The sequence below is a fragment of the Marisediminitalea lipolytica genome, assembly GCF_001758465.1.
GTDB lineage: Bacteria > Pseudomonadota > Gammaproteobacteria > Enterobacterales > Alteromonadaceae > Alteromonas > Alteromonas lipolytica.
In genome coordinates this window covers 94,583-120,237 of the sequence record NZ_MJIC01000015.1, presented here as the reverse complement: position 1 = coordinate 120,237, position 25,655 = coordinate 94,583, and the positions used below count along the sequence as shown (strand labels likewise).

Sequence of the window (25,655 nt, the reverse complement as noted above, 5' to 3'; positions counted from 1 at the left end):
TTATCCCTTGATAAAAAACACATTAAAACGTAAAACCAAGGCATTCGTAGAGTCGAAGCATATGCTGCGCAGCATTACGATTGCCTCGTTTTTTGAATCCACCATAGTGCCCATTCCACTGGAAGCGGTGCTCATCCCGTTAATGCAGGCCAGACGCGAGAAGCTTTGGTTGCTCGCACTGATGTCTACACTCGGCTGTATTGCCGGCGCACTGTTTGGCTACGCCATTGGTTACTTTTTGTTTGATGCCATCGGCCACGATCTGATCGCCTGGTTTGGCTCTGAGCAACAATTTGAAACCGTCACCAACAAGATGGAAGCCCAGGGTTTCTGGTTTGTATTAACCCTTGGCATTGTACCGGTTCCTTTTCAGATAGCCATGCTGGCAGCCGGTGCTACCAAGTACTCTGTCTGGCTGTTTCTGCTGGCGACCGTGATAGCCCGTTCGTTACGCTATTTTGGTTTGGCCGTGGTGGTAAAAATCTTTGGTAATAAGGCCGAACACCTTATTCGCCGCTATAAAACCAAAGCCATGCTTGGGATTACTGCGGTAGTGGCGGGTCTGTGGCTGGTATTCAGTTAAGATTCTGCCAACTCTTTATTGATAATAATTCTCATTTAGATTAACTTAGTAATGAACATGCTCACATTATGCTCGCATCAACACACCGAGGAGATCGTTGATATGCGTAATTCATTACTTTGCCCGGTTTACCGAAAATGGTTACAACTGCACCCCGAGCAGGCCCGCATAAAGCGTCAAACGCTAAAAGCTGAGGCGCTGCAACTGCGCCGTAAAGGCCAGATATCGCGCGCCCGCAAGCTTTATACTCAGGCCTGGGAGATTGCTCACTCAATTTTGTTGAGTTTGCGCGCACCGGAGAATCAGTCCGCTTTGTATCATCAGGATCTGGTGAGCTACGCTGCCACAGCGATGGCGGTTAATCACTGTAGCGAGGATCAAACCGAACTGCGCCAGTATGTACTGACCGATACTCAACACCAGCTAAATGCGTTAATGCCAATGTACGCCTCTGAACCTTCATTACTTTTTACCATTCAGCAGCTAAAGGAATGGTTAGGTTACGCCGAGGTGTTACCCACTTCTGCACATCTGCATTAACAGGGAGAGAAAGAATGAAAGTTACTCAGCCACAGCCAGAGTTTTTAAACGTTCAGGTAAGGGTATCTGTGCTCAAACAGCTGTTACGGGGGCAAAAAATTCATCTTAGTGATATTCACAGCAGTACGCTGGAACATAAGCACTGCCTGCAACAACTGGTGCTACAGGCAGTATCAGAAGCTTAAACGCCTTTTTTTAGCAGGTAACGATAGGGCAGTTCATCGGTTTGTGAAGCCAGCAATGTGTGCTGCATAAAACGACAGAAACTGGGGATGTCCCTTACCGTTGCCGGATCATCGGCGGTGATACACAGGGTCTGGCCATCCTGCAGTTTACGCATGTGCATGCGCACCATCATCACCGGCTCCGGGCAACGCAGACCCAGCGCGTCTAACTGATGATCTGCGCTTTCCCACTCTGGCTCAGATGCCATAGTTTTCCCGGTATTTTTCGATAGCGGCAATCGCGTCGTCATGACCACCCACAGACTGAAGGTAAGTCACTACATCGTTTAGCGTAACAATCGACACTACCTGAGTGTTATAGTCACGCTCTACTTCCTGAATAGCAGACAATTCACCGGTTCCACGCTCCTGGCGGTCCAGTGCAATCAGCACACCGGCCAGAGACGCGTTATTAGCTTCGATCAGCGACATGGATTCACGGATAGCCGTACCGGCAGTGATCACGTCGTCTACCAGCATGACTTTACCTTCCAGCGGACTGCCTACCAGATTGCCACCTTCGCCGTGATCCTTGGCTTCTTTGCGGTTAAAGCAGTAGGGAACATCCTGATCATGATGATCAGCCAGTGCCACTGCCGTGGTGGTGGCAATCGGAATACCTTTATAGGCAGGGCCAAACAGCACATCAAAATCGATTCCGGCATCGGTTAAGGCATCGGCATAGTAGCGACCCAATTTAGCCAGATCGCCACCACGATTAAACAGGCCGGCGTTAAAGAAATAGGGGCTCTTACGGCCAGACTTTAACGTAAACTCACCAAACTTAAGAACGCCACGGGCAATCGCGAACTCAATAAACGCTTGTTGGAATGCTTTCATGGGATCTCCGAAACTTAGTTTAATGCGGCTTTTTGGATATCAAACAGTTCGCGCAAACCGTGCTTGGCAATATCCAGCAGTTCGTGCATTTCATCAAAAGTGAAAGGCTCGCCTTCAGCGGTGCCCTGAACTTCGATCAGCTTACCGGTTTCGGTCATTACCACGTTCATATCGGTTTCAGCCGCTGAATCTTCGATATATTCAAGGTCAGCAATCGGTGTACCTTCGTATATACCTACTGAAAGTGCAGCAATCATATGCTTAAGCGGGTTAGCCTTGATAATGCCCTTGTTGCGCATGTAGGTCAGTGCATCAACCAGTGCTACACAAGCACCAGTGATCGACGCAGTACGTGTACCACCGTCGGCCTGAATTACATCACAATCGAAGGTAATGGTATTTTCGCCCAGCAGTTTAAGGTCGACCGCAGCGCGCAATGAGCGAGCAATAAGACGCTGGATTTCCAGAGTACGACCACCTTGCTTTCCACGCGCAGCTTCACGTTGTGAACGAGTATGGGTAGAACGCGGCAACATGCTGTATTCCGCCGTGATCCAGCCTTTACCCTGGCCTTTCATAAAACGTGGTACACCTTCTTCTACCGTGGCATTACACAACACTTTGGTGTTACCAAACTCAACCAGTACGGAACCTTCCGCATGACAGGTAAAGTTACGGGTAATGGTGACAGGACGGATTTGGCTGGCAGTTCGGCCACTTGGGCGCATGGTGATCTCCTGAGATTCAGTATTAAGCATAAATTTATCGGCTGTAGTATAACGTACTTAGTGCAATAAGTTGAACGTTGAATCGCCGCAGGCAGCACAGATGTTTCATGTGGAACGCAGGTTTGAGAGCGGGCGTTGCAAAGGCATAGGGTTCCCGTGCTGACTGTAGTATGATAGGCGTATAAACACGCAATCAATATGCCGACGGACAAGACAATGATTTATAGCATGACGGCTTTCGCACGCTGCGAAGTGAAAAAAGACTGGGGCACAGCGGTATGGGAAATACGCTCGGTAAACCAGCGCTACCTGGAAACATATTTTCGCTTACCTGAGCAATTTCGCGGATTAGAACCTATCCTGCGCGACCGCTTCAGAAAACGCCTGCAGCGCGGAAAAGTTGAATGTGCCCTGCGGTTTACCGCTAATGATGCGGCCGTTACCAAACTTACCCTTAATGAAGAGCTGGCCAAGCAAGTATTGCATGCTGCCGACTGGGTGCAATCTCACGGCCAGTCAACCGGTGTAAATCCACTGGACGTGCTGAAATGGCCCGGTGTAATTGCGGCCGAAGAAGCCGATATGGATACGATCCAGGCCGATGTACTGGCAGGCCTTGATCAGGCAATGGACGACTTTATCGCCGCCCGAGGTGCAGAAGGGGATAACCTGAAAGCCCTGATTGAACAACGTCTGGATGCCATTGAAGTTGAAGCTGGCAAAGTCGCAGAGCGCATGCCGGAAATTCTTAACTGGCAACGTGAAAGACTGCTAACCCGTTTTGAAGAAGCGAAGCTGGAACTGGACGCAGCCCGTGTTGAACAGGAAATGATCCTGCTGGCACAGAAAGTCGATGTAGCAGAAGAACTGGACCGCCTTAACTCTCACGTAGGTGAAACCCGTAAAATCCTCAAAAAAGGCGGCGCCTGTGGCCGTCGTCTGGATTTCATGATGCAGGAATTCAACCGCGAGTCGAATACACTGGGCTCTAAATCTATCAGCACAGAGATCACCCAATCTGCGGTAGAACTTAAAGTGCTTATCGAGCAGATGCGCGAGCAGATCCAGAATATTGAATAGCATTTCGCTTGCATCAATAGATTCATACTGGCCGCTTTATTAAGCGGCTTCAGACTGATGATAAACCCCTCCATTTTTGGTGGGGTTTATTTTTTGAGCAGCCGAAGGCTGCGATCGCAGTATTTTTTCAGTTTTATGGGTAAGTCGTTTTTTAGGTGATTTATTTTAGCTGTTGTAGTAGCCGGTTGTAGGCTCAGACGACGATTTAAGTAGTATTTTCGAGGGGCTATTGGCTTACTTGGCCTTGGCTAAGGCCATTTTCTTCATATTCTGACAAGCAGCGGCGAGCAGACACTGCATCGAGACATTATTGAGCCCACGATAGCGGCAGTATCGGTGTCCGTGGTGTTGTTTGGCATCCGCGAAGCTGCGTTCAACGGTCTCAGCCCGCCTTCGGTATTGTTTCTTTCCCCATTCGCTTAATCGTACTTCATTGGCGCGTTCTACACTGGCTTGCCAGACATGCCGGGTTATGACCTTGGTATGGTTTTTACTGTTTGTACACTGTGACCTGACGGGGCAGTCTTTGCATTGTTTCGCATCCGAGTGATATTGACGGTAACCTTCGCGGTTAGTGGTGTTGTAAGCAATTACCTGACCTTGAGGACAGGTGTACGTATCCGATTCTGTGTCGTACACATACTCCCGTTTAGCGAAGTAGCCCTTCTTTTTAGTCGGGCGGCGATAGCCCATCACTCCAATTAACTGCCGCTCTTCCAGATGATGACACACCGAGGCCGTGAAGTAGCCTGCATCCAAGCCGATGGCAACATGGTTGAGCTTGAAGGTCTCTCTGGCTCTGTCGATTCGCTTAATAATGGGCTGACTATCATGCACATTGCCAGGTGTGGCATGGGTATCAATGATAATGCCATGACGGCCATCTACAATCCGGTGGTCAAGGTAGAAGAAGCCTTTGGGCTTTTCATCACGCACCATAAAGCCGCTGTCAGGGTCAGTACGGCTAACCTTCGTGGGCTTAGTGCAAGGCGTTTCCGCCTTACACTTCAGGGGCTTTTTTCCCTCTATCTCCCTGTCTTTAATAACGGCTTCATTAAGCTGTTCAACGTACGCTGATGGCGTGACCTTCAAGTCCTTTATATCGAAGCGTTTCTTATTGGCGTTAGCTTTCAAGTGCGTGCTATCCGCAAACAAACTCTTTCCCCCAATGAGTCCTTGCTTCATAGCCTGACGAACAATGTTGTCGAAGATAACCTGATAGATATCGCTATCTTTAAAGCGCTTAATCCGGTTTTGGCTCAGCGTAGAATGATGAATAACCTCTTCGGTCAGGCCCATACCTAAGAACCAGCGATATGCAACGTTTACCTGTATCTCTTTGATTAGGCGACGCTCGCTACTAATACCAAAAAGATAACCGAGAAACAGGATTTTAAAGAATCGTACGGGGTCAACGGCTGGTCTTCCATTATTCTGACAATAAAGATGAGCAACTTCATCGCGGATGAACTCGAAATCTATCGCCATATCAATTAAACGAACCAAGTGGTCTTCTGGCACTAGTTCATTGATATAAACGGTTTCAAACTCGTATTGTTGTGGGGACTTTGGGGTAAGCATGGTGAACACTCCGAATTTCACTATGCCTATTAGATCAAAGCCCCAGACTTCCGTCTAGGGCTTTTTCAACAGTCTGTGGCCGCTTTATTAAGCGGCTTTTTTATTGTTAAGCCATTTTACGACATGCTGACCAGTAATTCCCGGTCCCGCCCATGTTAATCCTAAGCTTCCCACACGAGAGGAAAGAACGGCGGACATGAAGTGATTTTTTGCCCCTGGTCCAATTCGGGGTAGGGTAGGTTATCCCGTTTACACATCGCCTTCATAAAGTTGGGTCGACTGACATCCCAACGGGCGTCATCACCAAACCATCGCAACGCAAGGGCTCTGCGACGCTGGTTTGTAGACTGGTTGCCCGGCGCGCCATGTACAATCAGAGGATGGTGCAAAATTACATCACCCGGCTCTACCGACCACGATAAGAATTCATAATGTTCGGGATGGTCACGAACGTCTTTTAGCGTCATCTTGCCAGGCCCGTCCGGTCTGTCGAACGATGAGCCAGGCTGCCAACTCTTAGCCAGGTCATCATCAGGGCCGGCAGTAAATGGCTGGGTAGGGAAAAACTTATTCCAACGGTGAGAGCCCTTTACATAGGTCACCACTCCCGATTCAGGTGTTGCTGGATCCATAGGAACCCAGGTCGAAATAATATTCTCACCCGAAGCCGGCCAGTAAGGCAGATCCTGATGCCAGGGCGTGGCTGCCGGCGTCGAAGGCTCTTTCACTAAGAGCTGATCATAGAAAAAGTGAACTTGCTGTGAGCGCATTACGCTGCCGGCAATTGCCGCCAGTCCTGAGGACGTCACAAAGTGATTAAACTCCGGGCTATAGAGTGTTGTGTAAATATCGCGAAAAAATCTGCCCCCGCTGGAGCGATCATCATTACCTTTTTCACCTTTATTCATCATGGCATCAACCGCACTTCCTAAACGATCCACCTCCGCCAGGGGGATTACCTGCCGTAAAACGGTTGCACCATACTCTGCATATTCCTGAGCTGCCTTTGCCAATATTTCAGTCGTAATGTCAGTCACGAAAAGCTCCTTAATGAATTGTGTTAGTAATATTTTTTATCGGACTAATGTGGTCTCGGACGAACTGCAGGCGTCGTTACCGGGTTGTGATATGTCTTCCGGGAGCGTGGCGATTTCCTGTTGTTCACACCTGACCCGAATTTTGTCCAGCATGGTGGCGAACTGAGTCTGCTCAGCCTGGGTAAAATCCCCAAGAATCTCCCCTGATAGCTCCTGTTCAATCGTCAGTGATCGATTAAAGTTAGTTTCCCCCATCGCGGTGATATACACCGCTTTGCTGCGTTTATCATCGCCTTCAACGCGCTTTACGAACCCCGCCGCCTGCAGTTTATTTATCACTGCCATAACAGATGCCTGATTCACCCCCAGTGCTTCAGCGAGACTTTTCTGAACAAGACCGGGGTTTTCATAGATAATGGATAAAGCCAGCACGCGGCTTGGCGTAAGGTTTATCTGGCGCAGACGCTGCCGGTAAAGATCAACATAGACGCTAGCTGTTGAGGCAAGCTTCACGCCGATATGACTCATCAACCCGGATATAGCGTTATCATCAGGAAAGCCTGACTTTGATTTTGTGGAAAAGGCTTTAGCATTTGATTGCATATGACGTACTCCGTTGTTAACTGTCATCGGAGCTATAACGCTGTTGCTTACTTTTAAGATGCTCCATCATCCGCCTGAACCGGGTTAGTGCCCGGTCGTGGGGGATAAACGATCTGTCCATATCATCCGGAGTGGATTCGATTATCTTCTGCTGAGCTTCAATAATCGTCTTATCCTCAGCAAAGGCATCCATCACAATCTTAAAAATACCCTCGAGTAATTTCTCAGGCATTCTCGAATCAAAACCCGTCGCGTAAAAATAACGAGTTTCGTTCTCGGAGATGGGAGTTACCGCCTGTTGCTCTACCCGGTATGTCTGTGGCTCACCCGTTGGCTCTTTAAAATCACAGGCGGCAGCCGTGCCCTGTTTATAGGATTTGCTTTCCATAACAAATACACCCGGTGCGAGGAAATCATAAGCGTTCCAGGTGTCCACCGGCGTAGGATTGGTAGGACTGGTAGGCTGTGAAACAAACCAGCGCTGAATTCTGATCCCTCTGTCAATCTTGCTGATATCAGGATTGGTCGTTGACCAGCCGCCGCCCGTTGCCCACCCCAACGTTTTGGCATGAACAAAGTCCACATGCGATAAATCACAAAGATTGTCATTGATCAGCATATAGTTGGCTGCGTAATCAAGTTGTGCAGATCGCATGTAAAAAGCCGGGTTATCGAGACCGAAAGCACTGGGTACCAGCGCTTTATCCGCTAATTCAGGCAAGCCCATCCATACCCATATCCAGCCATCCTGTTCTGTTACCGGATACACGCGCGCTGGTTTTATTGCATGTAAGGGGCCACCACCGGGAATTTCCTGACAATTACCCTGACTGTCAAATTTAAGGCCATGGTACATACATCTGATCGACTGGCCTTCCACACACCCCATTGATAAAGGCGCAAAACGGTGTGGGCAGCGGTCTGCAATAGCCCTTAGCGTGCCATCAGCTAACCGATAGAGTGCTACTGGCTGATTTAGGATCTTCACCCCGACAATTTTTTCGTTCTTTACTTCGTGACTCCAGGCTCCAACGTACCAGCAATCTTCCAGAAACATATAACTACCTGCCGAAAACAATTTAATATGGTAACCATACTATACGCCAGGCATATTAACCAACTGAAATTTAGCCTTAGAGTGGACAGTTTAATCGGTGCGGAAAATTAGCAGGGAAGCGATTGCTGATGTGGTGGAACAGAAAAATTAAAAATGCACGGCCTCATTACAAAGTATCCAGTGCATACACAACAAAAAACCCCGGGCATGCCCGGGGTTGTCGCTACTATTAGTTACACACGCAGTGATTTAATAATAGTCATAGGAGAAGCGCAGACCCATGGTACGCGGACGGTTGGTAACAACCTTAGGCGTAAACTGCTGGGTATCCACGTTCAGGATAGCGGATTCGTCGAACAGGTTGTCGATGAACAGCTCTACTTTCCAGCTGTCGTCAGACATACCTACAGACACGTTGCTGATAAAGTAGCTTTCCTGCACGTAACGGCCACCGCGGAAGGCGTTGCCATCGGCGTCGGTGAAGGTTGCGCCTTCGTATACCGCGGCTTCATCTTCAATCTTAAGGCCAGAGCCCATACCGTAGATGTGACGGGTCGCGTCTTCCATTACGTAGGCATCCATGGTCATGCCGGCTAAACGGTCGCCGGTGTACGCCACAGAGGCGTTAACAAAACCTTGTTGGCCGCCTTCCAGCTCGAAGAAGTAACGGGCACTGATGTTACCTGAGAAGGTCGCGGTGTATGGCAGTTCACTGCCTACGCCTGATGCGATGCCTTGCAGCTCAGGGTTGATGCGCGTCAGCTCGGTATCAATCAGACTGAACGCCGCGTTAACCACTAAGTCGTCGGTGGCCAGCCAGGTGATGTCTGCATCCAGACCGGTAATCTCCGCGTCACCTACGTTGTCGGTGAATACCAGGAAGCTGATGTTGGTCGGGTCAAAACGTGAGGTTTGCAGGTCAGTGATTTCTGAGTAGTACGCGGTGGCGTTAATGCGCACGATACCGTCCAGGAAATCCCCTTTCATACCCAGTTCGTAGTTATCCAGGGTATCGGTAGTCGAGTACACCGGAATACGGAAGCCTTCGAAGGCACCAGACTGGTTAGAGGCTAAACCACCGCCAACACGGTTAGTTACCGGCGGACGGAAACCTTCTGAGTAGTTAGCAAATAACAGTACGTCTTCGCTGAGTTTCCAGTCGAGGCCAAATTTAAAGATGGTGTCATCAACGGTCAGTACGCCGTCTGAGCCCAGTTTGTCTACTTCCAGCTGGCCGCTGGCAATGGCCGCATTAATGTCATCGGCGTTCAGGCCAACCGCAGCCAGCGCAGCCGGGTCCATCGAGCCAAAGGCTTTCACACGGGCAGACACATCAACGGTGGTGGTCGCGCCTTTGTAGATATCGTCAATCTGATACCAACGGGCACCAAAGCTGGCGGTTAAGCTGTCGGTGATATCGTATTCTAACTGACCAAATACGGCGATTTGTTCAATCTTGTGCGTGATATCGTTAGCAAAGCTGATTTCTGACGGGAACGGACCGCCGTCGCTGTTGATGCCATCAGTACCGGCCAGACGACGCTGCAGGTTATCAAAACCAAAGGTGGTCATTTCGGTGTTAGCAATCTTAAACTGACCAACGGTTGCCACTTCCTGCTCGTCGTAGAACAAGCCCGCGGTAATACGGAATGGCGCATCAAACTTGGTGTCGATACGGAATTCGTGGGTCATACGGGTACTGGTGGTGTCTTCTTTGTAGTACTTCACCGGGTCCAGACAGCGAATATCCGCAGGATTGTCGGTGGTATCGTAGTGGTTACACAGGTAGTAAGCAGAGAACAAACCACCGTTGGTGTAACCGGTGTAGTCGGTCAGGGTGTCAATTTCACGGTCCAGGTAACCACCGGTGTACACCACGTCCAGTTTGTCTAAACGACCATCTACCGTCCAGGTGGTTAAACCAAACTCATCTGAGTTTTCATCTGGCTGGAAACGAATCGCCTGGTCTTCACCGACAGTTGGGTCATAAGCAAATACGCCCTCGGTGTCCAGCGTTTGCTGAGTGTGTTGAACCAGTAAATCCCAGTCTGAATTGATGTGGTAAGACAAACCAAAACGGGCACCGGCATACACCGCGTCGTTAAAGTCGTCTTCGACCAGCTGGCTGTTGCGCGGTGATACCACGGCAGCCGTCGCTGGCGTAATACCGTTATTTACGATACGACGTGAGTCCATCTCAGCCGGGTCGGCACCGTAACCAGACAGCGCACCACCAGAGATACGGTCTACCACTACGGCACTGCCGATATAGCCGCCCTGACCCGGCACGTTCTCGATGTTATCAATCCAGCCGCCTTGCTTATCGTTGTAAGCCACAACGCGTAACGCTAAATCGTCGGTCGGCGTTAAGTTAATGTACGCCTCTACCGTGTTGCTCATCTCACCGCCTTTGGTGGTGGCAATGGCAGTATCAAACCCCGCAGAGAAGCCCGCGTGGTCTGGCTTTTTGGTAATTAAACGCACGGTACCCGCCTGCGAGCTGGCACCAAACAGGGTGCCTTGTGGCCCCGGTAATACTTCTACACGTTCAACGTCGGTGGCAAAGATATCCAGGTTACGACCAGCCATAGATACCGGCATTTCGTCCTGATAGAAGGCCACTGACGGTTGCAGCGCCTGCACCGATGACAGCGTGATGCTTGACTGCGTCGTCGCCGCACCACGGATGTAAATTTCATTCTGACCAGGGCCGGTGCCCTGGAACACCACGTTAGGTAAAAATTCAACGTAATCCTGGAAGTTGTCGATACCCAGGTTTTCCAGCGCGTCACCACTTAGGGCTGACACGGCAACCGGCACATCCTGAATGGATTCGGTACGTTTGGTGGCGGTAACTTCGATGGTTTCGAACTGCGCCTTACTCTGCGTTTCTTGCGCGTATAGGGGTGATGAAGCCAGTGCCGCTAATATGGCACAGCTTATTCTTGTTTTTTGCATTAATGTGTTCCTCTGTTTACTTTTTTTACGTTGATCAGCACATAGTTTTACCGCCCTATGGACTCATCATTTATTCAGCATCAGCGTACGTACCTGTTAACAACAGACCCATACCAAGGCAAACGTTACCGTTGCCGGGCCAATCACAGCCCCATACGGACTTGCTGGCATGTCCCGATAACCTTATGCCTGCGATCTCGGACTGTGAGCTCCTAAATCGCTTCTACACTAATTAATGTCACGCTATTTCAATCACTTTCTTAGTGATCGGTCGCAGGTTTTCGCTTATGATTTGCGAAATTTATGAGCTGTAGTCCCTGCAGTTGATGGATATATACTCACCATGAAAAAAATCAAAATCAAGGGAAAACAAGGCCAAAAGCGTTGACAAAGCCTAACAGGGCGCAATCGAACATGAATAAGACGCAATTGAATATTTAGCGAGCACATTACCGTCCAATATAAGTTTTCATCACAACGTAATGATTTGAGCTAATAGGAATCGGAAGTGTCAAGAACCCCCAAAACGACGGCGAGCTTAAATAAACCGGTCTTTGTATCGTCATCGTTAGCCATTCTCGTGCTACTCATTTACACCGTATTAAACCCCGAGCGGGCCAGCGTTGTATTTGAGTCATTGCAAAATACCGTGGCCCAAAATGGCGGATGGTTTTATATCCTGACAGTGGCAATTATTCTGATCACGGTGATCGTTCTCGGCTTTTCGCGCTATGGCGATATTCGCCTGGGGCCGGATCACGCCACCCCGGAATTTTCCAAACTCACCTGGTTGTCCATGTTATTTGCTGCAGGGATGGGGATCGGCCTGATGTTCTTTGGCGTCGCCGAGCCAATCATGCACTTTTTGTCGCCGCCCAGTGAGGACCCAAGAACCATTGCGGCCGTGAAAGAGGCCATGAAAACCACGTTTTTCCACTGGGGCGTTCACCCGTGGGCAATCTATGCTGCGGTTGCGCTGGTGCTGGGTTATTTTGCTTATCGTCATCAGTTACCGCTTACTTTACGCTCGGCGCTGTATCCTATGATTGGCGAAAAGATTTACGGTTGGCCGGGCCATCTGGTGGATATTTTTGCGGTGACTTCAACCATTTTTGGAGTGTCGACCTCACTCGGATTTGGCGCTTCACAAATCAACGCTGGTCTGTCTTACGTATTTGGTATTCCTACCAGCACCGGCGTACAAATGGCCCTGATGGCCGGCGTTGTGGCAATTGCCATTGTGTCTGTCACCACCGGTCTGGATAAAGGCATTCGCCGCCTGTCTGAAACCAATATGATTCTGGCTGTGGCGCTCCTGTTATTTATTCTGGTGCTTGGCCCTACGGTATTTTTATTACAGGCATATCTGCAAAATATGGGGGCCTATGTCTCTGATATTGTTCGTAATACATTTAACCTTTATGCCTACGCAAAATCAGACTGGATTGGCGGCTGGACCATTTTTTACTGGGGTTGGTGGTTAGCCTGGGCGCCTTTTGTGGGCCTGTTTATCGCACGTATTTCTTATGGCCGAACGATTCGTGAATTCGTTATTGGCGTACTGCTTATTCCTACCGCGTTTACGTTACTTTGGATGACTGTATTTGGTGATACGGCTATCGATATGGTGCTCACACACGGCAAGGAAGTGCTTGCCGATATGGTACAGAAAGATACTTCAGTAGCGTTATTTGTATTTCTGGAAAACTTCCCGTTTAGCACTGTTCTGACCATGCTGGCGGTACTGATGGTGGTGATTTTCTTTGTGACCTCCTGTGACTCCGGCGCCATGGTCGTGGATATGCTGTGCTCTAACGGTCGCAACGATACGCCTATCTGGCAGCGTATTTACTGGACAGTCAGTGTGGGGGTGGTAGCCGCTATTTTGCTTTATGCAGGAGGCCTGAGTGCGCTACAGACCATGACTATCGTTGCAGCCTTACCGTTTTCCATGATTCTGTTAATCTCGCTCTACGGGCTGTTAAAGGCCTTACGCGTGGAAGATCATAAACGCGAGTGTATGAATGCGGGCGGTTTTCACAGCACCCCGGGCGACAGCGACAAAAACTGGCGCTCAAAGCTCAGCAATATCGTATCGTTCCCTAATAAAAAAGTGGTGCGGGCCTTTATGGAAAACTCGGTAATGGCCGCCTTTGAGGAAGCTAAGGCCGAATTTGAACAGCTCCAGTTTGAAGTTGAAATCACCAAAGCGAAAAGCTTCTTAGTCTTCACGGTAGTGCTCAACGAGCAACCTGACTTTATCTACGCAGTTTATCTGACACCAGCTGTGCAGCCTCATCTGCACGAGACTGTCGATCCAGATTGTGAAGATACCTACTACCGCGCCGAGGTCCACCTCACCGAAGGCGGCCAGGATTATGACATTATGGGTTGGTCCACTCTGGCGGTAATCAACGATGTGATAGACCAATACCACAAGCATCAGCACTTCTTACACCGCTTAGTGTAAAGCGTTTTCCCCTGATGCCATAAAGGCGCATTAGCACCTTTGTGGCATTGTTCAAACTATACCCCGTACGAAAACCTCTCTACATAAACTGTTACAAAACTACCGGCGTACTCCTGCTGATTTTTGATTACTGTTAAGAAGACCTTCAGCCCTATGCATGGCAGCCGTTCGACGCGCATGATTAACGCTAACTTTATGTGTTTCTACAGGGATACCCGATGAATGACATTACGCTATTCAGATTGTATTTAGTACGCGCCACTTACTGCTTCATGGCAATCGGCCTGTTGGCAGCCATATGGCCGGATATTCTTTCGCCACCAAACTAGCTGGCTAATGAGGATTCGGTGATCCGTTCGCTGTTAGGCGCGTTGGCATTATTATTCCTGGCGGGTGTCAGATACCCGTTAAAACTGCTGCCGGTGTGTTTTTTGAGCTGCTGTGGAAAGTATCTGGGTATTAAGTGCAGCGCTTCCTATGTACCAGCAACACGGTCTTGATACCTATGCGGCAGAAACCCTGTTTGCCTGCCTGATAGGAATTGTACTGGTACTGATAGCCATGCCCTGGCGTTATTTCTGGCAACAGTTCGTAATGGCTAAGGGCGAACGCTGGCGCGATGCTAATGACGGATAGTGGATAGGTTTAATAAGTAAATTAAACAGTTATTGAGTTAGTAAAACTGTTCGGGAGGTCCCGGTCTTCGCAAAAGCGAAACCGGGAAGATGAGTAGATGTGGCGAAACCGGGTGGACGAATAGAGAATTCGAAACCGGGCATACGGATAGACAACGCGAAGCCCGGATAACCAGAGGCTGGGTTAACACTCGATAATATTAACGGCCAGACCACCGCGTGCGGTTTCTTTGTATTTGGATTTCATGTCAGCGCCGGTTTCGCGCATGGTCTTAATCACTTTATCCAAAGTCACCTTTTGCTCACCGTCGCCACGCAGCGCTAATCGCGATGCATTAATGGCTTTTACTGCGCCCATGGCATTGCGTTCAATACAGGGCACCTGTACTAAACCGCCAACCGGGTCACAGGTAAGCCCCAGATTGTGCTCCATGCCAATTTCAGCGGCATTTTCCACTTCTTCCACCGTGCCGCCCATAATCGCAGTGAGTGCGCCAGCGGCCATTGAGCACGCTACGCCAACTTCACCCTGACAACCCACTTCGGCACCCGAAATAGAGGCGTTTTCTTTATATAAAATACCGATCGCGCCTGCAGTTAATAAGTAGCGCACCACCACTTCTTTCGTCACCGGGCGGACGAACTTATCATAATAATGCAGTACCGCCGGGATAATACCTGCAGCACCATTTGTAGGGGCTGTTACCACGCGGCCACCAGCGGCGTTTTCTTCATTTACCGCCAGTGCAAATAAGTTTACCCAGTCCATAGCTTGCATGGGGTCAGCACTTTTTTCACACTGCAGGCGATAAAACAGTTTAGGGGCCCGACGCGCAACTTTAAGACCGCCTGGCAAAATGCCTTCGCTGTTCATGCCGTTGGCCACACACTCTTTCATTACCAGCCAGATTTGCCAGAGTTTTTCGGTAATCTCAGCTTCCGATTGAAACACCGCTTCGTTCTTTAAGATCAGTGAGCTAATGCTGATGCCGTTATTTTTACATTGCGCCAACAGCTCCGCGGCCGATGAAAATCGATAGGGGATAGGTTGCTGGGTGCGGGCAAACAGGCGGTCCGACTGATTCTGGAACTGATCTTCCTTAACAATGAAACCACCGCCTACAGAGTAGTAGGTTTCACTGAATACTACTTCGCCGCCAGATAAGGCAAAAAATGTCATGCCATTAGCGTGTAAGGGCAGGGTTTTACGGCGGTGAAACACTATCGCGCCCTGACGTGGGAACGCCACCAACTTTTCACCCGCCAGATTCAGCTGCTGTTGCTGGTCAACGGTAGCTAACATGGCATCAATTCGCGCCACATCAACGTCTTCCGGGCTGTTACCTTCAAGGCCCAGGATCACTGCTTTACCGGTTCCGTGACCTTTGCCTGTCTGGCCTAATGAGCCATACAGTTCTACCTTTACTTCGTCAGTGTTGTCAAAGTAACCGCTCTCTTTCAAAGACTGACAAAATTCAATCCCTGCTCGCATCGGCCCTACCGTATGAGAACTTGAAGGCCCAATGCCAATACTAAACATATCAAATACGCTAATCATCGCTGTCTCTTTAAACGGTTAGGGAAAATCAGTACAGCAGACTGAGTAACCGGTGTTGCCCCGGCTATTCAGCGCTGTGTGGTAATGCTGTTACTTGGTAAAGACGACGGTCTTTTCACCATGTAAGAAAATGCGATTTTCTATATGGTTTTGCACCGCCCGCGCCAGGGTTAAACATTCAATGTCACGCCCTTTTGCCGCCAAATCTTCCGGCAGGTAGCCGTGGTCTACGGTTTCGACGCCCTGGGTAATAATCGGGCCTTCGTCCAGGTCTTCACTCACATAGTGTGCCGTGGCACCCACCAGCTTAATGCCTTTCTGGTACGCCTGATGATAAGGGCGTGCGCCTTTAAAGCCTGGCAGTAAGGAGTGGTGAATGTTAATGGCTTTACCCGACAGCTTTTTACACATGTCGTTAGACAGCACCTGCATATAACGGGCAAGCACCACTAAATCCGCATCCTGTTCCTGCACCACATTCCATACCTGCGCTTCCTGTTGCGGTTTGGTTTCCGCGGTAATCGGGAAGTGGTAGTAAGGGATGTTGTGCCACTTAGCCAGTCCTTCGCAATCAGGGTGATTAGAGATAATCGCCTTGATATCTATGGCCAGGCTGCCAATGCGCCAGCGATACAACAGGTCGTTCAGACAGTGGTCCTGCTTTGACACCATAATCACCACTTTCGGGCGATAGGACTCTGCCACCAGTTGCCAGTCCATCTCAAACTTATCCGCCGCCGGCGTAAAGCTGTCGATAAACTGCTGGCGATCAAACTCGCCAGCTTCATTGGGTCTGAACGCCACACGGATAAAAAAGCGACCACTTTGCGTATCGTCGAATGAGTGAATCTCGGTAATGTAGTACGCGTTGTCGTACAGAAAGCGCGTTAAAACATCTACCGTGCCCAGTCGACTCGGACAACTGGCGGTAATAATTTGTGTTTGCGAATCAGACATAACCAGCTCCCGCTACGCGATGACTTTTAAGCCATACTCTTTGCTGGCTTGTTGTAGCCACAGCCACATGTAATCAGCAAAGCTGCGACGAACCACCATCAAAAACTCAGTTTCGGCGGTACGCAGCATATGACAAGAGGTTTTCGAAAACGCTGTACCGATCACCTTACCTACCGGGAAGTTGTCGATGTGCGTGTCGTAACCCATGGATTTTTTCAGCACATTAATGCTGTCGCTGCCGGCCAGACGCACGATAGTCTGGCCGCCGCTGACATCAGACACGGCAAAGTGGCCGGTCAGATTCGCGCGCAGTGCCGCTTCGGTTTCATGCTCTTTGCCACCATCGACGATGATTAACCATTCGTCTGGCGATAACCATAAAATCGTCACAGCATCACTTTGAGCTGACGTACAAGGCGCTGTTGGCAGTGCTACGCCCAGGGCTTTTTCAACGCCTGAGGTAAAAGCTTCGTCGCTGGCATTACCACGCAGGTTGAGGTGGCCTAAAAAGGCTTTCTCTTCCAGCTCTACCCCTGCATCCAGGCTTTTAGTTACTTCAGCTAACTTAGCAAAGTCAGCATGAAATAAAGGAGATTCCGGCGTAATTACATTAGACATTCTGACGTTCTCCTTTTGGATCATAAAAAACAGAGCTACAAATTTCGGCTTCCAGGGTCGTACCGTCGGCTAATGGCACAAATACGGATTGTCCCATGCGATCAAGGCCGCCCTTCACAAGCGCAAGCGCAAATGAGTAACCCAAACAGGCACTGTAATAACTGGAAGTTACATGACCCACCATGGTCATCGGGATTGGCTGGTCTTTATCAAATACCAACTGCGCCCCTTCCGGTAATACGGCTTTCGGATCCTTGGGTTTTAACCCAACGAATTGTTTACGGTCGTCGCGGACGTTGTCTTCACGGGTCCATGAACGTTTACCCAGGTAACTTTGGGTCTTCTTCTTACCCACAACCCAGTCCATGTTGAGATCCTGTGGCGTAACTGAGCCATCAGTATCCTGACCAACGATAATGAAGCCTTTTTCTGCACGCAGAATGTGCATGGTCTCAGTACCGTACGGCGTGATATCAAATTCTTCACCTGCGGCTACCACTGATTTCCACACGTGCATGCCGTAGTTGGCCTGAACGTTAATCTCGAAAGACAGTTCACCGGTAAATGAAATCCGGAAAATACGCGCTTTCACGCCTGCCACTTCGGCTTCTATCCAGCTCATGTACGGGAACGCTTCATTGCTCACATCAGAATCAGTCAGCTTTTCCAGTACCTTACGGCTGTTAGGCCCGGAAATGGTCATGGTAGACCAGTGATCGGTCACTGAGCTGAAGTACACCTCAAGCTCTGGCCACTCGGTCTGATGATACAGTTCCAACCAGTTCAGTACGCCTGCTGCGCCACCGGTGGTGGTAGTCATAATGAAGCGGTTTTCGTCGATGCACGAGGTAACACCGTCGTCGAACACCATGCCGTCTTCTTTACACATGACGCCGTAGCGACACTTACCAACGGCCAGCTGTGACCACGGGTTAGTGTAAATACGGTTTAAGAATTCGCGGGCATCTTTACCCTGGATATCAATTTTACCCAGCGTTGATGCATCCAGCAGGCCTACACTGTTACGGGTAGCCTTACATTCACGTTGCAGCGCCTGCTCCATGGTTTCGCCCGGCTTAGGGAAATACCAGGGGCGTTTCCACTGACCCACATCCTCAAACTCAGCGCCATTCTCTACGTGCCACTGATGCATAGCAGTAAAGCGGGCAGGGTCGAATAAACCTTTCACATCGCTACCGGCAAAGGTACCAAAGGTAACTGGCGTGTACATCGGGCGGAAAATCGTAGTGCCGGTATCCGGAATCGACTTACCTAATGACTTCGCAGTAATCGCAATACCGTTGATGTTACCCAGCTTGCCCTGGTCGGTACCAAAGCCCATTGCGGTATAACGCTTAACGTGTTCGATTGACTCAAAACCTTCGCGGTTAGCCAGTTCGATACCAGCTGCTGTTACGTCGTTCTGATAGTCAACAAACTGCTTAGGCGCACGAGAAGTTGGCTTAGTGTGAGGCACATGGAACAGCGCCATTGCCGCGCTTTCTGATACCTCAGCAACGTCTGCTTTCGGGATCTCAACACCTTCAATAGATTTTTTCATGCTGCAAACGGCATTTAAGGCTACCGCAGCACCATCACCCAGTACATCAGCCAGTGGGTAAACGCCGTTCACGCCACCACACACATGCTGTGCCTGTACGGTTTTTCCTGGCACAAAGCCAAGAATATCTTCACGCCATACTGGTTTGGCACCGGTGTGCGAAGACAAGTGCAGTACCGGGCTCCAGCCGCCTGAACTGGCTACCGTGTCACAAGACACCTGGTAAACCGAACCGGTCACACTTGAACCGTCAGCTGAGATGCTGGCCACTTCCACGCCTTTTACGCGCTTGCTGCCTTTAACGTTGATGATCGCCTGACCAAATTTAACGTTAATGCCCAGCGACAGGGCTTCTTTAACCAGATCGCCATTAGCAGTCTGGCGGGTATCAGCAATCAGTGCCACGCGCTTACCGGCTTTATGCCAGTCGATCGCCGCACGATAGCCGTTATCATTGGTGGTCATCAGCGCCAGAGAATTACCCGGCACTACGGCATAACGGTTAATGTAGGTAGAAACTGCTGATGCCAGCATACAACCGGGCACATCGTTGTTACCGTATACCAGCGGACGCTCGTGGGCGCCGGTGGCCAGAATAACCTGCTTAGCGCGTACCTTATGTAAACGCTCACGCACTGCGCCATTACCGGTTTCACCCAGGTGATCGGTACGACGTTCTGCAATGCTCAAGTAGTTGTGATCGAAGTAACCAAACACGGTACTTCTTGGCAGCAGCGTCACGTTCTCGTTAGCACTCAGTTCTGCCAGTACGTCACTCACCCATTTCGCTGGCGCTTCGCCATTGATTTGCTGGGTTGAACATAGCAGACTGCCGCCCATTTCTTCCTGTTCATCTGCGATGATTACGCGGCATCCGGCGCGTGCAGCTGTTACCGCAGCAGATAAGCCTGCAGGGCCTGCACCTACGATCATGATGTCGCAGTGATGGTTAAACTTGTCGTAAATGTCCGGGTCGTTTTGCGTTGGACTCGCACCTAAGCCTGCACCCTTACGAATTAATTTTTCATAAGACATCCACATGGATTGCGGGTACATAAAGGTTTTGTAGTAAAAACCAGGAGGCATTGCTGCGCCGCCTACTTTACCTACCAGCCCCATCATGTCGGTATCCACGTTCGGCCAGCCGTTGGTTGAACGGCAGATCATGTTTGGATGCAACGCGGCCTGAGTCGCTTTTGGGTTTGGAACAGTAGACGCATCGTTAGAACCGGTCTGCAAAATTGCATTTGGTTCCTGGGCATCCGCCGTTACGATACCTCTCGGACGGCTGTACTTAAAGCTACGGCCGACCACATCAACACCATTAGCCAGCAGGGCAGAAGCTACGGTATCGCCTTCGTAGCCGGTGTAATGTTTGTCGTTAAAGGTAAAACGAATGGGCTTGTCGCGGTTGATTCGACCACCCGTATTTAAACGGTTACTTTGCGTCATCTTTGGCCCCTTCAGTTACACTTGGCTGCTCACCCATTTTGTATGTTTCCATAATCTGGTAGGTGACGGTGTGACGTGTCATATTGAAAAACTTACGGCAACCCGTGGCATGTACCCACATCTCATGGTGCAGGCCGCGCGGGTTTTTGCGGTAAAACAGGTAATGAGCCCATTCTTCATCGCTCAGCGCTTCAGGATCGACCGGGCGCTGGATATGCGCTTCACCGACCGGGTGAAACTCTTCTTCTTCGCGATGCTCTTCACAATAGGGGCAATAAATCTCAAACATAATTAGCTCCCAACCTTAGTGCGCAACACCGGCAGCGCCGTGTTCGTCAATGAGTTTTCCAGAAATAAAGCGATCAACGCTGAACGGTTTCGCCAGTGGGTGCGGCTCATCGTTAGCCACAGTGTGGGCAAACACATGACCCGACCCAGGAGTTGCTTTAAAGCCACCAGTACCCCAGCCACAGTTAAAGTACAGGCCTTTAACAGAGGTCTTGGAGATAATCGGACACGCATCCGGGCACGTATCCACGATGCCGCCCCAGGCACGGTTTAAGCGCACGCGGCTGAAGATCGGGAACATTTCCAGAATCGCAGCAATAGTGTGTTCAACCACGTGGAATGAACCACGCTGACCGTAACCTAAGTAGCCGTCGATACCGGCACCGATAACCAGGTCGCCTTTATCTGACTGGCTCACGTAACCGTGCACCTGGTTAGACATGACCACCGTATCGATAATTGGCTTAAGCGGCTCAGATACCATGGCTTGCAGTGGGTGTGATTCCAGCGGCAGCGTGATACCGACCATCTTGGCCAGCACACCTGAGTTACCAGCGGCCACACAGGCGACCTTGTCACAAGAGATGAAACCTTTGGTGGTTTCAACACCGCATACAGCGCCATCTTTACGGCGGATACCGGTCACTTCAGTTTGCTGGATAAGGTCAACACCGAGTGCATCGGCGGCACGGGCATAACCCCAGGCCACAGCATCGTGACGAGCAGTACCACCACGAGGCTGCCAGGAAGCGCCTAATACCGGATAACGGGCATTCTTGGAGCAATCCAGAATCGGTACGATGTCCTGTACTTCTTTGGTGTTTAATAGCTGCGAGTCGATGCCGTTTAAGCGGTTAGCGCTTACGCGACGCTCAATATCACGCATATCTTGCAGGGTGTGACCTAAGTTAAGTACACCACGCTGACTGAACATCAGGTTGTAGTTCAGTTCCTGCGCCAGGCCTTCCCATAATTGCAGGGCATGCTCGTATAAATGTGCCGCTTCGTCCCACAAATAGTTAGAACGAATAATGGTAGTGTTACGCGCGGTGTTACCACCACCCAGGTAGCCTTTTTCGATCACGGCGATATTAGTTAAACCATGCTCTTTTGCCAGGTAATAGGCTGTTGCAAGTCCGTGACCACCGCCACCAACCACAACAACGTCGTAATGCTTTTTCGGGGTAGGGTTACGCCAAACACGCTGCCAGTTTTCATGATGGCTGAGTGCATGTTTTAGCAATCCGAAACCGGAATATTTTTGCATGGTTTCACCTTATTAAGTTTGCTGTGCCGGTCGGTTTAAGTCGCGACCGGCGGAATTAAATCTGTCTGTTTGTGTTTATCGGTAAACCGGGAACTCAGCACACAGGGCGGTTACTTTTGCTTTCACTTCGTCGATAACGGCCTGATTAGACAGGTCATCCAGTACGTCGCAGATCCAGTTAGCCAAATCGGTAACCTGCTCAGTACCAAAACCACGGCTGGTAACCGCTGGCGTACCGATGCGTAGGCCACTGGTGACAAACGGTGATTGCGGATCGTTTGGTACCGAGTTTTTATTTACCGTGATGTGCGCACTGCCAAGTACAGCGTCTGCTTCTTTACCGGTAATGCCTTTGTCGATTAAATCCAGCAGGAACAGGTGGTTATCGGTACCGCCAGAAACCACTTTGTAACCGCGACCCTGAAAGGTTTCGGCCATGGCTTTGGCATTAGCAACAACTTGCTTCTGATACTCAGTAAAGCTGTCTTCCAGTGCTTCTTTAAACGACACAGCTTTAGCCGCAATAACGTGCATTAACGGGCCACCCTGACCACCAGGGAATACCGCTGAGTTGAATTTCTTTTCCAGCGCTTCGTTGTGTTTCGCCAGAATCAGACCACCACGCGGGCCGCGCAGAGTTTTATGTGTAGTGGTGGTTACCACGTCTGCAATAGGTACCGGGTTTGGATAAACGCCTGCGGCAACCAGACCAGCAACGTGTGCCATATCAACAAAGAACCATGCGCCCACTTCGTCAGCGATGTCGCGGAAACGCTGCCAGTCCACTACGCGAGAATAAGCAGAAAAACCCGCAATGATCATTTTAGGTTTATGCTCTCTGGCAAGTTCTGCAACCTGCTCGTAGTCGATTTCGCCGGTCTCTTCGTTCAGGCCATACTGCACTGAATTATAAATTTTGCCCGAGAAGCTGACTTTAGCACCGTGGGTTAAGTGACCACCGTGGGCAAGACTCATACCCAGTACGGTGTCGCCTGGCTCAAGCAGCGCCATAAACACAGCCGCGTTAGCCTGCGAACCAGAGTGAGGTTGTACGTTAGCGTAATCAGCACCGAACAGTTGCTTAGCGCGATCGATAGCAATTTGCTCAACCACGTCAACATGTTCACAACCACCGTAGTAACGTTTACCCGGATAGCCTTCAGCATATTTGTTAGTCAGCTGGGTACCCTGCGCTTCCATTACACGAGCACTGGTATAGTTTTCTGAAGCGATTAACTCAACGTGGTCATCCTGACGCTTTTGTTCATCTAAAATGGCTTGCCAGATATCTTCATCGTAATTGGCAATCTGGTCGTTTTTGTAAAACATCGAGATGTCTCCACTGAGTCGTATGGGCTAACTTAGAAAAGGCCTCCAGGCCAAATCACACGGGTATTCAAAGCTATTAAACGCTTTATTTTGAAGCATAGTAGCCGCCGTACCTGCGGCTAATAGTTCCGCATGCGCCACCATCAGGACTAAAAACGACATAGCCTGAACAACCCGTTATCCCGGAAGGGACGAAGGCCCTGTCCGGTATCTTCTGACATGATATTGAGGTGTTTAATCACCCTTTAATGCCGCTTTTTGTCGAAGTGTCGCCCTCACCGAAAGGTGTTGTTTTGCGTGAGTCAGAATGTTCAGTGAGTCCGCGCAGAAACATTTAAAATCACTGTCATCCCGGGAGGCCCGAAGGGACTACCCGGGATCTCATGAGATGATCTTGATGTTTTTGTGCCGCCTTTCGGCGGCGTTCCGACGGCACGAACTCGAAGAAAGATGCTCTTAAAGTGGTTCTGTTGTGCCGAAGTATTGCGCATCAAATAAATCAGGAAAAACGTGGCCGAGTCAGGATGACGAGGCAGGGTCGGGCGGACACGACGTCCGCTCTGACCCGTTAGTTTTTACTTATTTGGTAAGTAATATGCTTTTCGGCACATAGAACTGAGCGGGGTCCAGGGGTGGCCTCACTGCCACCCCTGGTCGTTGTCGGCGACCCGACAAGATGCTGATAATACAACTGGAGCAAAAGTACAAATTCAGTAGTAAAGTTCAGAGTAACAAACATCCTTGTGAGTCATACCAGCCACGCCATCCATGGCGTGTCGTTCCTCATACTGCGGAGTGCCACCGGCACTCCGGTTATTCGTCACCCCCGCCTTCGCGGGGATGACGGGTTATTTTCGCTCTCGGGGTGTTTAACTAACGATTAATACTCTACTGCCACATCCGTTAACGGCACGCTGCAGCAACTTAATACGTATCCGTCTTCCAGATCCTCATCGGTAATACCACCGTTGTGGGCCATCTCCACGTCGCCCTTGGTTTTCTTCACCAGGCAGGTACCGCACATCCCCATACCACAGCCTTTTGGAATGTGCAGGCCAACCATGGCGGCTGCGGTGTGGATGGTTTGTCCGGGTTGAATCTTGATAGACTTACCGGTTTCGAGGAACTCAACGTTAAGCAGATCGTCGGTATCGATATCGATAGCGGCATTGTCTTCGGCTTGTTGCTGAGCATCCTGTATGGCCTCAACAGCAACCGGCGGCATACCAAAGCTTTCTTCATGGTAGTTAGCCATGTCAAAGCCTGCTTCCTGCAGCATGTTTCTTACTGCTTCCATATACACCGCAGGACCACAACAGAATACGGTGCGTTGCAGGAAGTCCGGCGCCATAATGCGTAGCTTTTCAATGTCTAAAAAGCCGCTGTAGCCGTTCCAGCTTTCGCCGTTTTCGTAGCGCTGACAAATGATGTTGAGGTTAAAGTTATCCAACCGCGCATCCATCATTTTCAGTTCGCGGTAGTAAATGATGTCACGAGGCGTGCGGGCACTATGGATAAAGTTAATATCTACCGCTGCACTGGTATCATTCCACCAGCGCACCATAGACATAATTGGCGTGATACCCACACCGCCGGATAACATCAGCACTTTTTCGCTAACAATATCAAAGCAGTTAAAGTTACCCGTTGGGCCGTGGATCACCAGAATGTCACCAACCTTAACATTGTCGTGCATCCAGTTAGATACCTCACCACCCGGGATACGCTTGATGGTAACCGAGAAACTATAAGGCACCGATGGTGACGAGGAAATAGTGTAACTGCGGAACACCTGATTGCTGCCAATCTCCAGCTCGAACGTGACAAACTGACCAGGTTTATAAAAGTGCATCACCGGCGCAGTCGATTTAAAACAAAAGGTATAAACGTCCGACGTTTCGTAAATCACGTTTACGCATTGCACTTCGTGCCGTCCGTTGGCCCAGCTTTGGGTATTTACATCAGTTAAAAAATTCTCAGTCATGCTAGAGCCTGCTTTTGTTCAAATTGAAGAACGGTGTCGTAATTGACCCAATATCCAACAGCAATCCAATTCTGACTTAACCAAAAACGACAAACCCATAGCCAAAACAGTCACTAGGGGCCTCGGTTGAATATGCGCCAGATCAAAGAAATTCGGTATCCGCTACACTACGTCGGATTTGCGTTACAACACTGTCGCTTTTGGTTATGTGGTAAAAGCGGAGTTCTGCAAAATCAAACGACCGTAGCACATGTGCCACGACACCTTATATAACAACAATTACATTAATTCTATTTAGAGAACAC

At 49.8% G+C, this 25,655-nt stretch carries 22 protein-coding genes; 6 read left to right on the top strand and 16 right to left on the bottom strand.

What is annotated here, in order from left to right:
• Positions 1–61 precede the first annotated feature (61 nt).
• From BFC17_RS15030 to BFC17_RS22600, 3 genes are all read left to right on the top strand, one after another.
• Positions 62–583 carry a YqaA family protein gene (locus tag BFC17_RS15030; RefSeq protein ID WP_070177319.1) on the top strand — a complete coding sequence of 174 codons (522 nt, stop codon included), beginning with the start codon at positions 62–64 and terminating at the stop codon, positions 581–583.
• Positions 584–685: 102 nt separating this feature from the next.
• Positions 686–1,123, top strand: a complete 438-nt coding sequence (locus BFC17_RS15025) for a PIN domain-containing protein (RefSeq protein WP_070177318.1) — start codon at positions 686–688, stop codon at positions 1,121–1,123.
• A 14-nt stretch (positions 1,124–1,137) separates the two neighbouring features.
• On the top strand, positions 1,138–1,308 hold the full coding sequence (locus BFC17_RS22600) for a hypothetical protein (protein WP_175439580.1): 171 nt from the start codon (positions 1,138–1,140) through the stop codon (positions 1,306–1,308).
• Here BFC17_RS22600 and tusA read toward each other — a convergent pair.
• Genes tusA through rph form a run of 3 tightly spaced genes read right to left on the bottom strand, consistent with a single transcriptional unit; the run spans position 1,305 to position 2,915 of the window.
• Positions 1,305–1,556: a sulfurtransferase TusA gene (gene tusA, locus BFC17_RS15020; protein WP_070177317.1), complete on the bottom strand. Its 252-nt coding sequence runs from the start codon at positions 1,554–1,556 to the stop codon at positions 1,305–1,307. The two genes, BFC17_RS22600 and tusA, sit on opposite strands and share 4 nt — an antisense overlap.
• Positions 1,546–2,187: an orotate phosphoribosyltransferase gene (pyrE, locus tag BFC17_RS15015; RefSeq protein ID WP_070177316.1), complete on the bottom strand. Its 642-nt coding sequence runs from the start codon at positions 2,185–2,187 to the stop codon at positions 1,546–1,548. Before pyrE ends, tusA begins: the two co-directional genes overlap by 11 nt.
• A gap of 14 nt (positions 2,188–2,201) precedes the next feature.
• Positions 2,202–2,915, bottom strand: coding sequence for a ribonuclease PH (rph, locus tag BFC17_RS15010; RefSeq protein ID WP_070177315.1), 714 nt, complete (start codon positions 2,913–2,915; stop codon positions 2,202–2,204).
• A 216-nt stretch (positions 2,916–3,131) separates the two neighbouring features.
• Here rph and BFC17_RS15005 point away from each other — a divergent pair, with 216 nt between their 5' ends.
• Positions 3,132–3,995: a YicC/YloC family endoribonuclease gene (locus BFC17_RS15005; protein ID WP_070177314.1), complete on the top strand. Its 864-nt coding sequence runs from the start codon at positions 3,132–3,134 to the stop codon at positions 3,993–3,995.
• A 234-nt stretch (positions 3,996–4,229) separates the two neighbouring features.
• Here the strand turns inward: BFC17_RS15005 and BFC17_RS15000 are convergent, their stop codons facing one another.
• The 5 genes from BFC17_RS15000 to BFC17_RS14980 form a co-directional block, all read right to left on the bottom strand.
• Positions 4,230–5,576, bottom strand: coding sequence for an IS1182 family transposase (locus tag BFC17_RS15000; RefSeq protein ID WP_139142097.1), 1,347 nt, complete (start codon positions 5,574–5,576; stop codon positions 4,230–4,232).
• Between the two features lie 161 nt (positions 5,577–5,737).
• A complete protein-coding gene (locus tag BFC17_RS14995; protein ID WP_070177313.1) occupies positions 5,738–6,613 on the bottom strand; it encodes a phytanoyl-CoA dioxygenase family protein in 876 nt (291 codons plus the stop codon).
• 36 nt (positions 6,614–6,649) lie between these two features.
• A complete protein-coding gene (locus BFC17_RS14990; RefSeq protein WP_070177312.1) occupies positions 6,650–7,216 on the bottom strand; it encodes a MarR family winged helix-turn-helix transcriptional regulator in 567 nt (188 codons plus the stop codon).
• Between the two features lie 16 nt (positions 7,217–7,232).
• Entirely contained in the window at positions 7,233–8,273 is a 1,041-nt protein-coding gene (locus tag BFC17_RS14985; RefSeq protein WP_070177311.1) for an aromatic ring-hydroxylating oxygenase subunit alpha, read from the bottom strand.
• A gap of 249 nt (positions 8,274–8,522) precedes the next feature.
• Positions 8,523–11,231: a TonB-dependent receptor gene (locus BFC17_RS14980; RefSeq protein WP_070177310.1), complete on the bottom strand. Its 2,709-nt coding sequence runs from the start codon at positions 11,229–11,231 to the stop codon at positions 8,523–8,525.
• Between the two features lie 508 nt (positions 11,232–11,739).
• Here BFC17_RS14980 and BFC17_RS14975 point away from each other — a divergent pair.
• Both BFC17_RS14975 and BFC17_RS22440 read left to right on the top strand, forming a co-directional pair.
• On the top strand, positions 11,740–13,701 hold the full coding sequence (locus BFC17_RS14975) for a BCCT family transporter (protein WP_070177309.1): 1,962 nt from the start codon (positions 11,740–11,742) through the stop codon (positions 13,699–13,701).
• Between the two features lie 441 nt (positions 13,702–14,142).
• Positions 14,143–14,337 (top strand): hypothetical protein, encoded by a 195-nt coding sequence (locus BFC17_RS22440; protein ID WP_139142096.1) that lies wholly within the window; start codon positions 14,143–14,145, stop codon positions 14,335–14,337.
• Between the two features lie 183 nt (positions 14,338–14,520).
• Here the strand turns inward: BFC17_RS22440 and BFC17_RS14970 are convergent, their stop codons facing one another.
• The 8 genes from BFC17_RS14970 to BFC17_RS14935 all read right to left on the bottom strand — a co-directional run bounded on the left by BFC17_RS14970 (position 14,521) and on the right by BFC17_RS14935 (position 25,350).
• Positions 14,521–15,894: an L-serine ammonia-lyase gene (locus tag BFC17_RS14970; protein ID WP_070177308.1), complete on the bottom strand. Its 1,374-nt coding sequence runs from the start codon at positions 15,892–15,894 to the stop codon at positions 14,521–14,523.
• Between the two features lie 90 nt (positions 15,895–15,984).
• On the bottom strand, positions 15,985–16,851 hold the full coding sequence (gene purU / locus BFC17_RS14965) for a formyltetrahydrofolate deformylase (RefSeq protein WP_070177307.1): 867 nt from the start codon (positions 16,849–16,851) through the stop codon (positions 15,985–15,987).
• Positions 16,852–16,863: 12 nt separating this feature from the next.
• Complete coding sequence (locus BFC17_RS14960; protein ID WP_139142095.1) at positions 16,864–17,469, bottom strand: sarcosine oxidase subunit gamma; 606 nt, start codon at positions 17,467–17,469, stop codon at positions 16,864–16,866.
• Entirely contained in the window at positions 17,462–20,482 is a 3,021-nt protein-coding gene (locus BFC17_RS14955; protein ID WP_070177305.1) for a sarcosine oxidase subunit alpha, read from the bottom strand. Before BFC17_RS14955 ends, BFC17_RS14960 begins: the two co-directional genes overlap by 8 nt.
• Positions 20,469–20,771, bottom strand: a complete 303-nt coding sequence (locus BFC17_RS14950) for a sarcosine oxidase subunit delta (RefSeq protein WP_070177304.1) — start codon at positions 20,769–20,771, stop codon at positions 20,469–20,471. Before BFC17_RS14950 ends, BFC17_RS14955 begins: the two co-directional genes overlap by 14 nt.
• A 15-nt stretch (positions 20,772–20,786) precedes the next feature.
• Positions 20,787–22,037: a sarcosine oxidase subunit beta family protein gene (locus tag BFC17_RS14945; RefSeq protein WP_070177303.1), complete on the bottom strand. Its 1,251-nt coding sequence runs from the start codon at positions 22,035–22,037 to the stop codon at positions 20,787–20,789.
• A 75-nt stretch (positions 22,038–22,112) separates the two neighbouring features.
• The gene (glyA, locus tag BFC17_RS14940) at positions 22,113–23,366 is read right to left on the bottom strand and encodes a serine hydroxymethyltransferase (protein WP_070177302.1); all 1,254 of its coding nucleotides are present in this window, start codon (positions 23,364–23,366) and stop codon (positions 22,113–22,115) included.
• Positions 23,367–24,246: 880 nt separating this feature from the next.
• Positions 24,247–25,350 (bottom strand): FAD-binding oxidoreductase, encoded by a 1,104-nt coding sequence (locus BFC17_RS14935; RefSeq protein ID WP_070177301.1) that lies wholly within the window; start codon positions 25,348–25,350, stop codon positions 24,247–24,249.
• Positions 25,351–25,655 lie beyond the last annotated feature (305 nt).

Bases quoted from the DNA above. Each gene is read 5' to 3' on its own strand.
- BFC17_RS15030 (WP_070177319.1), top strand. From the start codon at position 62: ATGCTGCGCAGCATTACGATTGCCTCGTTTTTTGAATCCACCATAGTG.
- BFC17_RS15025 (WP_070177318.1), top strand. From the start codon at position 686: ATGCGTAATTCATTACTTTGCCCGGTTTACCGAAAATGGTTACAACTG.
- BFC17_RS22600 (WP_175439580.1), top strand. From the start codon at position 1,138: ATGAAAGTTACTCAGCCACAGCCAGAGTTTTTAAACGTTCAGGTAAGG.
- tusA (WP_070177317.1), bottom strand. From the start codon at position 1,556: ATGGCATCTGAGCCAGAGTGGGAAAGCGCAGATCATCAGTTAGACGCG.
- pyrE (WP_070177316.1), bottom strand. From the start codon at position 2,187: ATGAAAGCATTCCAACAAGCGTTTATTGAGTTCGCGATTGCCCGTGGC.
- rph (WP_070177315.1), bottom strand. From the start codon at position 2,915: ATGCGCCCAAGTGGCCGAACTGCCAGCCAAATCCGTCCTGTCACCATT.
- BFC17_RS15005 (WP_070177314.1), top strand. From the start codon at position 3,132: ATGATTTATAGCATGACGGCTTTCGCACGCTGCGAAGTGAAAAAAGAC.
- BFC17_RS15000 (WP_139142097.1), bottom strand. From the start codon at position 5,576: ATGCTTACCCCAAAGTCCCCACAACAATACGAGTTTGAAACCGTTTAT.
- BFC17_RS14990 (WP_070177312.1), bottom strand. From the start codon at position 7,216: ATGCAATCAAATGCTAAAGCCTTTTCCACAAAATCAAAGTCAGGCTTT.
- BFC17_RS14985 (WP_070177311.1), bottom strand. From the start codon at position 8,273: ATGTTTCTGGAAGATTGCTGGTACGTTGGAGCCTGGAGTCACGAAGTA.
- BFC17_RS14980 (WP_070177310.1), bottom strand. From the start codon at position 11,231: ATGCAAAAAACAAGAATAAGCTGTGCCATATTAGCGGCACTGGCTTCA.
- BFC17_RS14970 (WP_070177308.1), bottom strand. From the start codon at position 15,894: ATGATTAGCGTATTTGATATGTTTAGTATTGGCATTGGGCCTTCAAGT.
- purU (WP_070177307.1), bottom strand. From the start codon at position 16,851: ATGTCTGATTCGCAAACACAAATTATTACCGCCAGTTGTCCGAGTCGA.
- BFC17_RS14960 (WP_139142095.1), bottom strand. From the start codon at position 17,469: ATGTCTAATGTAATTACGCCGGAATCTCCTTTATTTCATGCTGACTTT.
- BFC17_RS14955 (WP_070177305.1), bottom strand. From the start codon at position 20,482: ATGACGCAAAGTAACCGTTTAAATACGGGTGGTCGAATCAACCGCGAC.
- BFC17_RS14950 (WP_070177304.1), bottom strand. From the start codon at position 20,771: ATGTTTGAGATTTATTGCCCCTATTGTGAAGAGCATCGCGAAGAAGAA.
- BFC17_RS14945 (WP_070177303.1), bottom strand. From the start codon at position 22,037: ATGCAAAAATATTCCGGTTTCGGATTGCTAAAACATGCACTCAGCCAT.
- glyA (WP_070177302.1), bottom strand. From the start codon at position 23,366: ATGTTTTACAAAAACGACCAGATTGCCAATTACGATGAAGATATCTGG.
- BFC17_RS14935 (WP_070177301.1), bottom strand. From the start codon at position 25,350: ATGACTGAGAATTTTTTAACTGATGTAAATACCCAAAGCTGGGCCAAC.